Consider the following 14,326-nt stretch of genomic DNA (forward strand, 5'->3'; position numbering starts at 1 on the left):
TGACTGTGTACCGACCTGGTAAGCAGGCCGATACACAAGGCGCGGCGGTCAGTTGCCCAGGCGCGCGGTGACCTCGTTCAACTGCCCCGACAAGCCATGCAGGTTGCGGCTTGCCGCTTCGGTGCGCTGCACGTTGTCCAGATTGGTACTGGCGATGCTGGTGATCTCGGTCAGGTTGCGCGAAATGTCCTCGGCCACCGAGGTTTGCTCTTCCGCGGCCGTGGCAATCTGGCGGTTCATGTCACGGATCGCCTCCACGGCCACGGTGATCCGCTCCAGCATCGCCCCGGCCTGGGTCACTTGCTCGACGCTCTGCTCGCTGCGCGACTGGCCGCTTTCGATGGCCTGGGCGGCGTCCACCGCGCCGGTCTGCACGGTCTGGATAATCTGGTTGATCTCGATGATCGAGGCCGCCGTGCGCTGCGCCAGGCTGCGCACTTCGTCCGCCACCACCGCAAAACCACGCCCGGCCTCACCGGCGCGGGCCGCCTCGATGGCCGCATTCAGCGCCAGCAGGTTGGTCTGTTCGGCAATCCCGCGGATCACCTCCAGCACTTTACCGATGCGCCCGCTGTCGGTTTCCAACTGGCGAATGACCTTCGCGGTGTTGGCGATTTCGCCGCGCATCAGGGTGATGGTGTGGATGGTGCCCTGCATCACCTGTTCGCCCTGTTGCGCCGAGTGATCGGCATCGTCGGCCGCGCGCGCCGCATCGGCGGCGTGGCGCGCCACTTCCTGGGCCGTGGCGGACATCTCGTTCATGGCCGTGGCCACCTGGTCGGTGCGGTTGAACTGCTCATTGGTGCCCTGGGCCATCAACCCGGCAATGGAGCTCAACTCGCCGCTGGCGCTGTCCAGGTCGGAGGTGCTGCGTTGCAGGCGGCTGAAGGTGTCGGCGAGGAAATCACGCAGGGTGTTGGCGGCCATGGCCAAGCGGCCCAGCTCGTCCTGGCGGTCACTGGCGACACGTTCGGCAAAACGCCCCTGGCTCAGTTGCGCGACATACTCGATCAGGGTGCGGATCGGCTGCACCAGGTTGCGGTTGACCAGCCACAGGCTGAACAGGCCGATCATCAGGCCCGACGCCAGCATCACCAGAATCCCGATCCAGATGGTGCGTTCGGCCCCAGCGCTGATCAGCAGCGACTGCTGGTCGCCCTGCTTGCGCAACTGGCCGACCAACTCACTCATCTGCTCGCTGGTAGCGCGATCCAGACCCTTGACCGCCACATCGCCGGCCGCCGGATCGGCACCCGCCGCCACATAGGCATCGCGGCCTTTCTGATAGGCCGCACCGAGCTGGCGATGCTCTTCGCGCAGGCGTTCGACCTGGCTCTTCAACTGCGCGTCGACACCTGGGGCCATCGCCAACTGGCCCAGAATGCCCTGGACATCGCTCTGGCGGTCTTCGAACAATTTCCAGTATTTACTGCGCTCTTCAGGCTGTTTGCCGCGCAGCAGGACGTTCTTCCACTCCTGGACCTGGCTCTTGAACTGCAGGTTGGCCTCGTCGATCAGCTGCGAAGTGTGCAGCGGCCCCTCGATCAGATTGCGATAACTTTGCACACCATTGGACAGGAAGTTGAAACACGCCAGGGCGATCAACAACATCGCAAACAGGCTGCCGCTCAACAAGGCGAGCGTTTGCGCGCGCAGGGATTTTTGCAAGAACATCAAATGAGATCTCATGGCAGGGATGGAACACATCCGAAATGGACGTGGGTGGCACACAGACATCCCTGTCAGGGCAATCGACGACGGGCCGATGCTCGACTGCTGTGAGCGTGATCGGCGCGCAGCAGGCTTTCTTGAGCGCCTCCGACCACCGGTAGCAGGGCGCGCATTCTGCACCTGAAACTGTCACAAAAACATCAAAAAGCCTTGCGATGATAAAGCCCAAGTGAACCTGTAAAACGCCTACAGGTGCAGGCTGTGTGAAAACGTAGCGAGTGAAGGCAAGACAAGGCAAAAACAGGCGAGGAAGCGGAGTTTACTGGCTGTAAATGAGCATTCCGAGCCTGTTTTTAACGCAGTATTGCCAAACGCAGTAGTTTTCACACTGCCTGCATGGCTTCCCTCCAGCGAGACTCCATGAACCACAGCATCGACCAAAGCCATCGTGATTCCGATCTGTTCGGCCTGTTGTACGGCTTCAGTTTTCTCCCGGGGCAAGCCGGCCGCGAGTTGGACTCGGCCAAGGCCCTGGAATGCCTGAAACAAGCGGGGGACGGTGAAGAGTTTCTCTGGCTGCACCTGAACCTGGCCCACGCGGCCTGCGAGCGCTGGATGAAGGCTCACCTGGAATTGCCTGAAGAGTTTTTCGAAGCGCTGCATGAAGGCTCGCGCTCCACCCGCATCGAGCATGTGGACTCGGCACTGCTGGCGGTGGTCAACGACGTGGTGTTCAACTTCAGCAGCATGGTCTCATCGGATATATCGACCCTGTGGGTCTGCGCCCGCAGCCGCCTGATTGTCAGCGCCCGCCTGCAACCCCTGCACTCGGTGGACAAGCTGCGCTCCTCGGTCAAGGCCGGCGAGCGCTTTCGCTCGCCCCTGGAACTGCTGGTGCACCTGTTGCGCGACCAGGGCGAGGTACTGACCCAGATCGTGCGCAAGACCAGCCAGAGCGTGGACCAGATCGAAGACCAACTGCTGGCGGCCCGGGTCTCCACCAACCGCGCCGAACTCGGGGCCATGCGCCGGGTGCTGGTGCGCCTGCAACGCCTGCTGGCACTGGAGCCGGGCTCGCTGCTGCGGCTGCTCAACCGGCCGCCGCAATGGCTGCAGAAGGAGGACGTCAAGGAGCTGCGCAAATCCACCGAGGAGTTCGCGCTGATCATCAACGACCTCACGGCCCTGGGGGAGCGGATCAAACTGTTACAGGAAGAAATCGCCGCCAACCTCAACGAACAGACCAACCGCACCCTGTTCACCCTGACCGTGGTCACCGTGCTCGCGCTGCCGATCAACATCATCGCCGGCTTTTTCGGCATGAACGTAGGCGGCATTCCGTTTTCCGCAGACCCCGAAGGCTTCTGGATCCTGGTGGCCCTGGTCGCCACCTTCACCCTGTTCGCCGGCCGCTGGGCCTTTCGCAAACGCCAGGACTACTGAGCCAACGCCCGCTGGCCCCCGATGCCCCCTCATCACCCTCTGACCACCACAGCACCTGCCCCGGCCGGAGCCACAAGCCCCGTAGCCGCTGCCGAGCCCGCGAGGCTGCGCTGGCCCTGCGTGACACCCCATACCCCCCGATGACCACGGAGTCTGAAACGGTATGCAGAAAGGCCCATTCAGATCAGCGGCCCTCCCCAATCGCACAAACACTGACCTGACGCAGTCTCTCTGTAACATTTGGCAACGATCATGGAGCCCACTCCTCCCCTCCACAGGATTGTCCGGCAATGGCCACCCCTTCCCTGACTGCCGCCGCCCCCTCTTCCGCCCGCGAAACCAAGCCCCAGCTGGATAAAAAGGCCAGCCCCTTCACCCTGGTGATGTTTTTCGCGGTACTGGCCATGGGCTTGCTGTTCACCGCCTACAGCCTGATGCACGACATGCACGAACTGGGCACCACCGTGACCACCTGGACCCCGTTCCTGCTGCTCGGCGTGGCGCTGCTGATCGCCCTGGGCTTCGAATTCGTCAACGGTTTCCATGACACCGCCAACGCCGTGGCGACGGTGATTTACACCCACTCGCTGCCGCCGCATTTCGCCGTGGTCTGGTCGGGTTTTTTCAATTTCCTCGGGGTGCTGCTGTCCAGCGGCGCCGTGGCCTTCGGCATCATTGCCCTGCTGCCGGTGGAGCTGATTCTGCAAGTCGGCTCATCGGCCGGTTTCGCCATGATCTTCGCCCTGCTGATTGCCGCCATCCTGTGGAACCTCGGCACCTGGTGGCTGGGGTTGCCGGCGTCGTCGTCCCACACCCTGATCGGCTCGATCATCGGTGTCGGCGTGGCCAATGCCCTGATGCATGGCCGCGACGGCACCAGCGGCGTGGACTGGGGCCAGGCCACCAAAGTCGGGTACGCCCTGCTGTTTTCGCCGCTGATCGGCTTCGCGTTCGCCGCCCTGCTGCTGTTGGCCCTGCGCCTGTTCGTGAAGAACCGAGCGCTGTACAAGGCGCCCAAAGGCAACACCCCGCCGCCGTGGTGGATTCGCGGCATGCTGATCCTCACCTGCACCGGCGTGTCCTTCGCCCACGGCTCCAACGACGGCCAGAAAGGCATGGGCCTGATCATGCTGATTCTGGTCGGCACCCTGCCCATGGCCTACGCGCTGAACCGCACCATGCCGGCCGACCAGGCCCTGCAATTCGCCGCGGTGGCCGAAGTCACCCAGCAGGCCCTGAGCAAAGGTTCGCCCCAGGCGGCGCCCGCCGATCCGCGGCCGATCCTTTCCGATTACGTGCGCAACAAGCAGGCCACGCCTGAGCTGATCCCAGCGCTGGCGGCGCTGGCCGGTCACATCGGCAACGAAGTGAAGGGCTATGGCTCCCTGTCCAAAGTGCCGGCCGAGGCCATGGGCAACGTGCGCAACGACATGTACCTGACCAGCGAAACCATTCGCCTGATGGACAAGAACAAGGTCGGCCACTTTGACGCCGACACCCAGGACAAGCTGCAGCTGTTCAAGCAACAGATCGACAACGCCACACGCTTCATTCCGCTGTGGGTCAAGATCGCCGTGGCCATCGCCCTTGGCCTTGGGACCATGGTCGGCTGGAAACGTATCGTGGTGACGGTCGGTGAAAAGATCGGCAAGACCCACCTGACCTACGCCCAGGGCGCCTCGGCGGAAACCGTGGCCATGCTGACCATCGGCGCCGCCGACATGTTCGGCCTGCCGGTATCGACCACCCATGTCCTGTCATCGGGCGTGGCCGGGACCATGGTCGCCAACGGCGGCGGGCTGCAGATGCGCACCATCCGCAACCTGCTGATGGCCTGGGTCCTGACCCTGCCGGCGGCGATCCTGTTGTCGGGCAGTCTGTATTGGTTGTTTACCCAACTGTTTTGAGCGGGCGTGTAGTTGTCAGGCATGGACTGCGTTTGGAAGTGGGTTGGAGTGGGTAATGCGGGGCATCAGGGAGGGAGACGGTGTTCAGGAGGGACAGCGTCCGAACGCGGCCCGAGTCTGCGGCAGCGGCTACGGGTGTAGCCGCCGTGGTGTTCAGGAGGGAAACAGCTTGCTCAGGCAAGCCAGTTTTTTCTTGTAGGAGCGCCGGGCCTCCAGCGCCTGTTCGAGGGTCACCGCGACGAAACGGGCCTTCTGGTTGGGTTGCATCTGGCCGATCAGGTCGAGGTCGGCGCTGATCACGGTGCCGATCATGGCGTAGCCGCCACCGGACACCGCATCCCGATGCAACACGATCGGCTCGAGCCCCGCAGGCACCTGGATCGAACCGATCGGGTAACAGCTGTCGACGATGTTCGACGGATCGGAGCCGGCACCAAACGGCTGCTCCCGCGGCTGAAAGCCCAAGGCGCTGCCGCCCTTGAAGCGATAGCCGATACGGTCAGCTTCGGAGCCCACGGTCCAGGGCTCGGCAAAAAAGCTGACCTTGGCCGCCTCGCTCAAGCGCTCGTAATACAGGCCGGGCACCACCCGCAGCGTGACCTCGCCACCCAGGGACTGACGCAAGGCCATGGGCAAACTCGCACCGACCCGGCTCTTGCCGCTGTCCACACCCACTGGCAACTCATCGCCGACGGCCAACCGCCGCCCCTGAAAACCGCCCAGGGCGCCGAGGGTGTAAGTGGAACGACTGCCCAATACCAGCGGCACATCGATGCCGCCGGCCACCGCCAGGTAAGCGCGGGTGCCGGCCTTGGGAAAGTCGAAGCGCAACACCTGCCCGGCCTTGACCGCAAAGGCCGTGTCCAGGTGCATGTCCACCCCATCGAGCTTGGGCGTCATGTGCGCGCCGCAGACCGCCACCAGGGCATCGCGGCAAAACTCCAGCTCCGGCCCGACCAGCGTGCACTCCAGCGCCGCCGCACCCGGCGGGTTGCCGACCAGTTGGTTGGCCGCGCTCAAGGCGTATTGATCCAGGGCCCCGGACGGCGGAATACCCAGGTGGTAATAGCCTTCGCGCCCCAGATCCTGCACCGATGTGGCCAGGCCCGGTTTGATGACCTTGATCATGCCAACGCCTCCTGTAACGACTTCGGATAGCCGACCGGGTCGGCGAGAAAGGCATCCAGTGAAAACTCCACCGGCCGGATACGCAGGTCGAAGCGGCCGGCCTCCACCTCGGCCACCGCCAGGTCGTAGGCCTCGCGGTTCATGGCTTTGAACTGGACGATGTCGCCGGGGCGGAAGAACACCATGTGCTCTTTCAGATACGCCAGGGTTTGCTCGGGGTCGTAGATCGGTGCCGGGGTCACGCCAAACATCTGATAACCGCCCGCCCCGCGCACCGAGTAGATGCAGCCGAAACAGCCGCCGTGGCCCAGGGTCAGCTTCGGCGTATCGGTGCGCGGCCGAAGGTATTTGGGCACCTGCAACTGGCGCTCGCGCTCGACCATCTGGAACATGAACGGCAAGCCGGCGACAAAGCCGACCATCGACACAAACCAGGGCGCGCCACTGTGGGCCGCGATAAACGCCTCGACGTCGGCCAGGCCGTTGATCCGCGCGGCGTACTCAAGGTCCGTGGCGCTCGGGTCCTGATGGCGGTCACGAAAACGCATCAGGGTTTCGTGGGTCCAGGGATCGTTGTACAGCACCGGAATCTCGATGATCCGCGTATGCAAGCTGCGTTCGGCCACGGCTCCGGCCTCGGCGCCGCGCACCGCTTCCAGCAGCGCCTGGGGAGCAATGCGGTCGGGGTCGAAACGGATCTGGAACGAAGCATTGGCCAGGCATATGTCCAGCACCCCATCCAGGGCCAGGCGCTCCACGGCGCGGGTCACGGCCATGCCCTTGAAAAACGCCTCCAGGGACATGCTGTCGCTGACCTCGGCGAACAGGTGCTCATCGGCACCAAAGCTGTAGCGAATCGCTGTGCTCATGCCTCACCTGCCTGGCACTCAATCACCGCAGGTTGGCCCGGGACCGGTACGGCCTGGGTGGTAACACTGTATTCGGCCATGTCTGTTCCTCTTGGAATACTTGTAGAAAGGCAGGCAAAAAAATTCAACGTATTGAGCAAAACCCGAGGTCTGCGCACTCGGTGTTTCAGGGCATCAGCGCGGCGCGCGCACCTCGATACCGGCCTGGTCCAGCGCCTGGCGAGTGGCCTGGACCAAGGCCAGGGCGCCGGGGGTGTCGCTGTGCAGGCAGATGGAATCGAAGGCGATGGGCAGGTCTTGACCTTCGACCGTACGCACCAGGCCGCTCTGGCAGGCGCGCAAGACCTTGGCCGCGACTTCGCCAGGATCCAGCGCGCGCACCTGGCGGGTGAAGACGATGGAGCCGCTGAGGTCGTAGTCGCGGTCGGCGTAAAACTCACGGATCACCGGTTGCCCCAGCTCGCGGGCTACGCGCCAGATCACCGAGTCGGGCATGCAGTACAACAGCAACTGCGGCTCCAGGCGTTGCAGGTTTTCCACCAGCAGCCGCGCGGCCTGTTCATCCCGGGCCAGGTGCATGTACAGCGCGCCGTGGGGCTTGATGTGTTGCAGCGGTACGCCTTGGGCCCGGGCAATTTCCCGCAGGGCGCCGAGTTGGTAGAGCATGTCATCGACCAGCTCCTGGGCCGGGGCATGGATGTGCCGGCGGCCAAAACCCACCAGGTCGCGGAACCCCGGGTGAGCGCCAATGGCCACCCCCAGGCGCTTGGCGGTCTCGACCGTGCGGCGCATGGTGCCGGGGTCGCCGGCATGAAAGCCGGTGGCGATATTGGCTGAACTGATAAACCCCATCAGCTCGGTGTCGACGCCATCGCCGATGGTCCAGGGGCCGAAGCTTTCGCCCATGTCCGAATTGAAATCCACTGCCTGCATCACCGTTGCTCCGCCTGTCGTGACTGGTTGCAGGCAAAATTAGGCTGCGGGCCGACCCCTTGGGAAGATCTATTATCAGATAGGGTATCTTCTGAAAAACAGATAATACTGTAGCCGCCGCAGGCTGTGCTGGCCCCGGTGGGCGATGCAGAGCGTTGGGTTTATCGGTGCCTGTTCGGCACAGCGCAGCCTCGCGGGGCTCGGCAGCGGCTACGGGCGGTTATTGGATCAATGTGGATGGTTTGAGGAGTTGTTGATGTCTTTGACGTTGCGTCAGGTGCGCTACTTTGTGGCCACCGCCGAGATCGGGCAGATTTCCCAGGCGGCGATTCACCTGAATATTTCCCAGTCGGCGGTGACCACGGCGATCAAGGAACTGGAAGCCATGCTCGCGGTGCAGCTGTTCGTGCGCTCGGCCCAGGGCATGAACCTGACCGATGCCGGGCGGCATTTTCTCAACCGCGCCTACGTGATTCTGCGCAGCGTCGACGACGCCTTGAACAGCCCACTGCCGGACTACCGCGCCAGCGGCGTGCTGCGCCTGGCGGCAAGCTACACGGTGATCGGCTATTTCCTGCCCCATCACCTGCAACGCCTGGAACACTGGCACCCGGACGTGACCATCGAGGTCCACGAGCAGGAGCGCCAGGCCATCGAACAAGGTCTGCTGGAAGGCCGCTTCGACATGGCGGTGGTGCTGACCGCCAACCTGACCCACCCGGCTATCGTCTCGGAGATTCTGTTCAACTCCGAACGGCGCCTGTGGCTGCCCAGCCACCACCCGCTGTGCGAGCGGGCGGCGGTCAGCCTGGCCGACGTGGCCCGCGAGCCCTACATCCTGCTCACCGTGGATGAGGCTGAACAAAGTGCCATGCGCTACTGGGAACACGCCCGGCAGCAACCCAAGGTGCGGGTGCGCACCAGTTCGGTGGAGGCGGTGCGCAGCATGGTGGCCAACGGCAGCGGGGTGGCGATTCTGTCCGATCTGGTGCATCGCCCCTGGTCACTGGAGGGCAAGCGCATCGAGACCCTGACCGTCACCGACCCGGTCACGCCCATGAGCGTGGGCCTGGCCTGGCACCGCGAGCGGGACTTCACCCCGGCGATGCAGGCATTGCGTGATTATTTCCACGATGCGTTTCTGGCACCGCAGCAGTTGTCGGCTCGGCGCTGATCAGCTCAGGGGCAAGGGGTGGATGGCACTTGCGCCCAGCGCCGAGCGGTACTGGCAATGCTCTGCGCCAGTTGCCCGATGGCCTGCTGGTGCGCCAATACCAGCGCCTCCAGTTCGACACCGGCCGGCTGGCGGATCTGGCTGCTGCAGGTCAGGCTCCGAGCCTGTGCGCCCTCGCCGCGCAGGCGCAGGCTCCATACCACATCGATCAAGGCATAGCGCCCCGGCAACGAATCAAAGCGCCGCACATCCGTCTGCAGCGACAGCACCGGGCGCCCGGCCTGCTTGGGCAACCCTTCGAGGTTGCGTGTCCCCAGCCTCACCTCCAGCTGGCTGGCCAGGGCGTCATGAAACTCATCCACCAGCGGCGCACTCCAGCGCTGGGTTTCCAGAATCGCCAAGGTCCCGCCATCCTGGCGCACCACCAACTGTGGCTGGTCGACCTGGGCCGGAATGCGCACCGTCGCCATCTCGAATTGAAACCCCGGCGCCGCAACGCCGGCGGCGGCCCCTTCGGCCACGGGCGACATCAGCGTGTAATAACGGGTCGGCGCCGAACTGCAGGCCGCCAGGCCCACTACCGCACTCAACAACAGGATGGGGGTTTTCATGGCTGGGCTTCCGGCTCGGGTTCACGAACAGAGGATGACGTGGATTTGTAGGCATCCGGCTGATTGTCCTTGAGGCGACCGCGAATCAACGACTCGGGATGGCGGCTGAGGAAGTCGGTCAACACCCGTACCGAACGCGCAGTGCGTTGCACTTCATCCATCGCCTGGCCCAGGCGCAGGCGCTCTGGCGAGTCCTCGGAAAAGCTGTCGTTGGCGGTGGCCAGGGTTTTCCGGGTCTGCACCAGGGTATCGCGCATCTGCGGCAGCACCTCGCCGTTGACCTGCTTCAGGGTCTTGTTCATTTCCCCGAGGCTGGAATTCAGGTTGTTGGCGATGGCATCGAGCGGCAATTTGCTGATTTTCTCGACCACTTGCTGCACTTGCTCCTGCAACTTGTCGAGGCTGCCCGGCACGGTCGGAATCTCCAGCGGCTTGGCATTCTGATCGAACGCGACCGGCTTGGCGTTGGGCATGAAGTCCAGGGAAATCAGCAATTGCCCGGTCAGCAGGTTGCCGCTGCGCGCCTGGGCCCGCAGGCCGCGCTTGACGAAGCCGGCGATCAACTCTGCAGAGCGCGCCTCGTCCTCCCCGCCCCATTCCTTGAGCAGCTTTTCCTGAACCTTGCCCAGGCGATTGGGATAGATCACCACGCCGACCACGGTCCAGAAGTCCTTTTTCTGCTCGTCGAAATCCAGGTTCATCGACACCACTTTGCCGATGTTCACCCCCAGGAACTCCACCGGTGCATTGATCGCCAGCCCGCGCAACGGCTGGTCAAAACGCATGCGCATGTAGCGCGGCTCGCCATCGGGCGGGGCCAGCGCGGTGTCCTGGTCGTCGAACAGGGTGTAGGTGGCGTTTTCGGCGGCAGGCACCGGGTTCGGGCTGTACTTGGGTTCAACAAAGGCAATGCCGCCCGCCAGGATCGACGACAGGGACTCGGTGTTGACCTTGAGCCCGTTGGCCCCCAGGGTCACGTCCACGCCGCTGGCGTTCCAGAAGCGCGAATCGGTGGTGACGTACTGGTCATTGGGCGAGTTGACGAACACCCGCACATCCACCCCTTTGCCATCGCTGGCCAGTTGATAGGAAATCACCTGCCCGACCTGGATCCGCCGGTAATAGACCGGCGAGCCGATGTCCAGCGAACCCAGGTCATCGGTGCGCAGGGTGAAGCGCTTGCCCTGCTGGCCGTAGGTCACCGCCGGCGGGGTTTCCAGGCCGACGAACTGTTTGCTGGTCTTGCCTGATTGCCCGGCGTCGGCGCCGATGAAGGCCCCGGAAAGCAAGGTGTCGACCCCGGAGATACCGTTGGCGCCGATACGGGGTCGCACCACCCAGAACATCGAATCATCGGCGGTGAACGGCTGGGCCGACTGATCCAGTTCGACGGTGGCGTTGACCTTGCTGCGGTCATCGCTCAGGGCAATGGCGGTGACCTTGCCGATCACCACATTCTTGTATTTGACCTGGGTCTTGTTGGCTTCCAGGCCTTCTGCGGTCAGGAAGCTGATGGAAATCTGCGGCCCGGCCGACAGGGAGTTGTTGATCATCATCGACACCCCGACCAGGGCCGCGACAATCGGCACCAGCCAGACCAGGGATACGTTGAAGCGCCGTGTCCTGACCGCCGGAGTGCCTGGGGCAGGCGATTGCTTGGAACCTGGATCATCAGACATCTTCCACCTCTACATCCCAGATGAGCCGGGGATCGAAACTCATGGCCGCCAACATCGTCAGCACCACAACCAAACCAAAAAACAGAATGCCCATGCGCGGCTCGATCGAGCTCAGGGCGCGGAACTGCACCAGCGCGGCCACCAGCGCGACCACGATCACGTCGAGCATCGACCAGTAACCGATCACTTCGATAAACCGATAGAGCCGGGCGCGCTCGCGCATCGCCCAATGGCTGCGCCGCTGGCAACTGATCAGCAGGGTCGCCAGGGCAAAGAACTTGATGCAGGGCACGACCACGCTGGCGATAAAGATCAGCAGCGCGATGTCCCAGGAGCCGTGGCTCCAGAACTCGTAGACGCCGCTGAGGATGGTGTTTTCACTGCCGCTGCCGAACATGCTGGTGTACATGACCGGCAACAGGTTGGCCGGGATATAGAAAATCAGACTCGCCAGCAGGAACGCCCAGGTGCGCGTCAGGCTGTTGGGCTTGCGCCTGTGCACGGCGCCATCGCAGCGCGGACAGTGATGGACGTCTTGCGCGCAGACCTGGCCGCAGGTATGGCAGAGCATCAATTGCAGGTCGCGGGCATAGGGTGGCGCGCTCATCAATAGCGGCCCTCCAGGTCGTGCCAGAGCCGGCGGATGTCTTTGCCGGAAATCAGGATAATCAGCACCGTCAACATCGACAGCGCCCACAGCCCAAGGCCCGGGTGCACATCGAGCATGCCCGCCAGCTTGACGATGGCCACCAGGATGCCCAGCAGGCACACCTCGAGCATGCTCCAGGGCCGCAGGTGTTCCAGGGTGCGCATGCACATCTTGAAGCCCGGCGCGGCGCGGCCGACATTGGCAAAGCCCAGCAACCAGCACAGCAGAACGATCTGCAGGCAGGGGGCAAGGATAATGGTCAATCCGGTGACAGCGGCAATCAGACTGATCCGCCCATAGGCCAGGGCCTCGACCGATTGCCAGAGGGTGGCTTCGTTGCTCAGGCCTTCGAGGCTGATCTTGATCACTGGAAAGGCGTTGGCGAACACAAACAGCACGGCAGCGGTAATCGACAGCGCAAACAGCTGTTGCACGCTCCAGCGGCTGGCCCTGGCGAGCACTGCGCCGCAGCGTGAACACTGGGCCGTCTGGCCTTTGCCAAGCGGCACTGATTGATACAGCGAATCACAGTGCTCGCAGATGATCCAGGATGGAGAAAGGGTCATGGCCTTCAGCTAGTCGAGGGAACAGCAGATTCGGTTACATGAACCGGCACATCGTTTCTATCAATCATCACCCTGGCCGGTTCCAGGCTCCAGGCCTGCAGCCCCAAGACCGAGTGCGCTTCGAGCGTCACCCTGAAGGTCGCTATCAGGGCTCTGCATCGGGCTGTTGCAGGCTGCAATGCAGCATAGCCAACTCAAGCGCGGGTTGCTGTTTAAAGCAACGCCGCTTCTGTTGACACTGACTGAGGCGCCGCGCCGCTGGGCCATCGACTCTCGGCAGCGGACTCTATGACCCAGGCCCGTGACATTAGTTCGCCATTCGCAGGCGCATCAGGCGCTCCCGCGCCAGGTCGTACAGCCAGTGATACAGGTAGGTGTACGGCAGGAAAAACAGCAGCACGCCGATATCCAGCAGCAAGGCCTGCCACAGGCTGACCTGCAACCACCAGGCAATCAGCGGCACACTGACCGCCACCAGCCCGCCTTCGAACAACAGGGCGTGCAAGACCCGGGTCCAGGGGCTGTGGCTCAGCGCCAGGCGCTTGAGCAGGCGATCGAACACGCTGTTGAACACCACGTTCCAGGCCAGTGCAATCAGGGCAATGCCCAGGGTGACCGCGCCCATGTTCACCAGGGGCTTGTCCATCAACCAGGCCAGCAATGGCGTACAGATCAGCATCGCCAGCACTTCGAAGCCAACGGCCTGGGCAACGCGTTCTTTCAGGGATTTCTGGGGGCTCATGGTCCGGCTCCAGGGGTGAATGTGGTTGCCATGATTCAATCAGATACCGATACTTCATAACCAATAACCATCGATCAAGGCGATAGTTCATGGCTTCACATGAAGTGCTGCTGGCGTTTGTCCAGGCGGCCACCCAAGGCTCGTTTTCCGCCGCTGCGCGCAAGCTGGGCAAGAGCCAGTCGACCATCAGCGCCGCTGTCGCCAGCCTGGAGATCGATCTGGATGTGCAGTTGTTCGACCGCAGCAGTCGCAAGCCCGGGCTGACTCCCGCCGGGCATGTACTGCTGCAGCGCGCCGAAGAGATCCTGGCGGCCACCAGTCGCCTGGAAATGGCCGCCAGCCAGTTGTCCCGGGGCGTCGAGGCCAAGCTGACGGTGGCGCTGTCCGACACCTATCAATCGGACCGCTTCGAGGCTTCCCTGCAGGCGTTCGAACAACGCTATCCGGACCTTGAACTGGAATGCCTGATCGCCGAATGCGAGGACCTGGTGGAACTGGTGCAACGCGGGCGGGCACAGATCGCCTTCGCCGAAATGCAGCCCAGCTACCCCACGGACCTGGATTGGGCCACCGTCGATGAACGCACCGAAATCGCTCTGTTTGTGTCGCCGCAACATCCCCTGGCGAGCCTCGCCAAAGTCGACAAGGAGACCTTGCAACAGCATCGCGAACTGCGCCTGGCGACGGTGATCAACCCTTACGAAAGCCGTGCCCGGGGCCGCGTCTGGTCGGCCCCCAGCTACCTGATGCTGCTGGAAATGGCCCAGGGAGGTTTCGGCTGGGCGCCCTTGCCACGCTGGCTGGTAGAGCGCTTCGGTGCGGGCAGCCTGCATGAACTCGACGCCCGCGGCTGGCCGCGCCAAGTGGCAGTGGATGCTCTCTGGTCACGCCTGCATCCGCCCGGCCCGGCAGGCAGTTGGCTGCTGGGGCAGATGCTTGAGTAAGGGAGCCAGC

General features: G+C 63.4%; 13 protein-coding genes. 4 read left to right on the plus strand and 9 right to left on the minus strand.

Annotated features, from left to right (window positions below):
* Positions 1–48 precede the first annotated feature (48 nt).
* Complete coding sequence (locus MF4836_RS14720; protein ID WP_078470883.1) at positions 49–1,674, minus strand: methyl-accepting chemotaxis protein; 1,626 nt, start codon at positions 1,672–1,674, stop codon at positions 49–51.
* Positions 1,675–2,091: 417 nt separating this feature from the next.
* Between MF4836_RS14720 and MF4836_RS14725 the strand changes: the two genes are divergently transcribed.
* Positions 2,092–3,114: a transporter gene (locus MF4836_RS14725; protein WP_078470884.1), complete on the plus strand. Its 1,023-nt coding sequence runs from the start codon at positions 2,092–2,094 to the stop codon at positions 3,112–3,114.
* A 290-nt stretch (positions 3,115–3,404) separates the two neighbouring features.
* Positions 3,405–5,021 (plus strand): inorganic phosphate transporter, encoded by a 1,617-nt coding sequence (locus MF4836_RS14730; RefSeq protein ID WP_078470885.1) that lies wholly within the window; start codon positions 3,405–3,407, stop codon positions 5,019–5,021.
* Between the two features lie 153 nt (positions 5,022–5,174).
* Here the strand turns inward: MF4836_RS14730 and MF4836_RS14735 are convergent, their stop codons facing one another.
* From MF4836_RS14735 to MF4836_RS14745, 3 genes are all read right to left on the minus strand, one after another.
* Complete coding sequence (locus MF4836_RS14735; RefSeq protein ID WP_078470886.1) at positions 5,175–6,149, minus strand: biotin-dependent carboxyltransferase family protein; 975 nt, start codon at positions 6,147–6,149, stop codon at positions 5,175–5,177.
* Positions 6,146–7,018, minus strand: coding sequence for a 5-oxoprolinase subunit B family protein (locus MF4836_RS14740; protein ID WP_078470887.1), 873 nt, complete (start codon positions 7,016–7,018; stop codon positions 6,146–6,148). Before MF4836_RS14740 ends, MF4836_RS14735 begins: the two co-directional genes overlap by 4 nt.
* A 174-nt stretch (positions 7,019–7,192) precedes the next feature.
* Entirely contained in the window at positions 7,193–7,951 is a 759-nt protein-coding gene (locus MF4836_RS14745; protein WP_078470888.1) for a 5-oxoprolinase subunit PxpA, read from the minus strand.
* A 256-nt stretch (positions 7,952–8,207) separates the two neighbouring features.
* Between MF4836_RS14745 and MF4836_RS14750 the strand changes: the two genes are divergently transcribed.
* Positions 8,208–9,125, plus strand: coding sequence for a LysR family transcriptional regulator (locus MF4836_RS14750; protein ID WP_078470889.1), 918 nt, complete (start codon positions 8,208–8,210; stop codon positions 9,123–9,125).
* A gap of 5 nt (positions 9,126–9,130) precedes the next feature.
* Here the strand turns inward: MF4836_RS14750 and MF4836_RS14755 are convergent, their stop codons facing one another.
* From MF4836_RS14755 to MF4836_RS14775, 5 genes are all read right to left on the minus strand, one after another.
* Entirely contained in the window at positions 9,131–9,736 is a 606-nt protein-coding gene (locus MF4836_RS14755) for a PqiC family protein (protein ID WP_078470890.1), read from the minus strand.
* Positions 9,733–11,415 (minus strand): PqiB family protein, encoded by a 1,683-nt coding sequence (locus MF4836_RS14760; protein WP_078470891.1) that lies wholly within the window; start codon positions 11,413–11,415, stop codon positions 9,733–9,735. The genes MF4836_RS14755 and MF4836_RS14760 overlap by 4 nt, the downstream gene beginning before the upstream one ends.
* Entirely contained in the window at positions 11,408–12,022 is a 615-nt protein-coding gene (locus MF4836_RS14765; protein WP_078470892.1) for a paraquat-inducible protein A, read from the minus strand. Before MF4836_RS14765 ends, MF4836_RS14760 begins: the two co-directional genes overlap by 8 nt.
* Positions 12,022–12,630, minus strand: a complete 609-nt coding sequence (locus MF4836_RS14770; protein WP_078470893.1) for a paraquat-inducible protein A — start codon at positions 12,628–12,630, stop codon at positions 12,022–12,024. Before MF4836_RS14770 ends, MF4836_RS14765 begins: the two co-directional genes overlap by 1 nt.
* A 307-nt stretch (positions 12,631–12,937) precedes the next feature.
* A complete protein-coding gene (locus tag MF4836_RS14775) occupies positions 12,938–13,372 on the minus strand; it encodes a multidrug/biocide efflux PACE transporter (protein WP_078470894.1) in 435 nt (144 codons plus the stop codon).
* A gap of 89 nt (positions 13,373–13,461) precedes the next feature.
* On the opposite strand from MF4836_RS14775, the gene MF4836_RS14780 reads away from it, so the two are divergent.
* Complete coding sequence (locus tag MF4836_RS14780) at positions 13,462–14,316, plus strand: LysR family transcriptional regulator (protein ID WP_078470895.1); 855 nt, start codon at positions 13,462–13,464, stop codon at positions 14,314–14,316.
* The last annotated feature ends 10 nt before the right edge of the window (positions 14,317–14,326 follow it).

Source organism: Pseudomonas sp. MF4836, from assembly GCF_002018875.1.
Classification (GTDB): Bacteria; Pseudomonadota; Gammaproteobacteria; order Pseudomonadales; family Pseudomonadaceae; genus Aquipseudomonas.

Bases quoted from the DNA above. Each gene is read 5' to 3' on its own strand.
- MF4836_RS14760 (WP_078470891.1), bottom strand. From the start codon at position 11,415: ATGTCTGATGATCCAGGTTCCAAGCAATCGCCTGCCCCAGGCACTCCG.
- MF4836_RS14730 (WP_078470885.1), top strand. From the start codon at position 3,405: ATGGCCACCCCTTCCCTGACTGCCGCCGCCCCCTCTTCCGCCCGCGAA.
- MF4836_RS14750 (WP_078470889.1), top strand. From the start codon at position 8,208: ATGTCTTTGACGTTGCGTCAGGTGCGCTACTTTGTGGCCACCGCCGAG.
- MF4836_RS14720 (WP_078470883.1), bottom strand. From the start codon at position 1,674: ATGTTCTTGCAAAAATCCCTGCGCGCGCAAACGCTCGCCTTGTTGAGC.
- MF4836_RS14735 (WP_078470886.1), bottom strand. From the start codon at position 6,149: ATGATCAAGGTCATCAAACCGGGCCTGGCCACATCGGTGCAGGATCTG.
- MF4836_RS14770 (WP_078470893.1), bottom strand. From the start codon at position 12,630: ATGACCCTTTCTCCATCCTGGATCATCTGCGAGCACTGTGATTCGCTG.
- MF4836_RS14740 (WP_078470887.1), bottom strand. From the start codon at position 7,018: ATGAGCACAGCGATTCGCTACAGCTTTGGTGCCGATGAGCACCTGTTC.
- MF4836_RS14780 (WP_078470895.1), top strand. From the start codon at position 13,462: ATGGCTTCACATGAAGTGCTGCTGGCGTTTGTCCAGGCGGCCACCCAA.
- MF4836_RS14745 (WP_078470888.1), bottom strand. From the start codon at position 7,951: ATGCAGGCAGTGGATTTCAATTCGGACATGGGCGAAAGCTTCGGCCCC.
- MF4836_RS14765 (WP_078470892.1), bottom strand. From the start codon at position 12,022: ATGAGCGCGCCACCCTATGCCCGCGACCTGCAATTGATGCTCTGCCAT.
- MF4836_RS14755 (WP_078470890.1), bottom strand. From the start codon at position 9,736: ATGAAAACCCCCATCCTGTTGTTGAGTGCGGTAGTGGGCCTGGCGGCC.
- MF4836_RS14725 (WP_078470884.1), top strand. From the start codon at position 2,092: ATGAACCACAGCATCGACCAAAGCCATCGTGATTCCGATCTGTTCGGC.
- MF4836_RS14775 (WP_078470894.1), bottom strand. From the start codon at position 13,372: ATGAGCCCCCAGAAATCCCTGAAAGAACGCGTTGCCCAGGCCGTTGGC.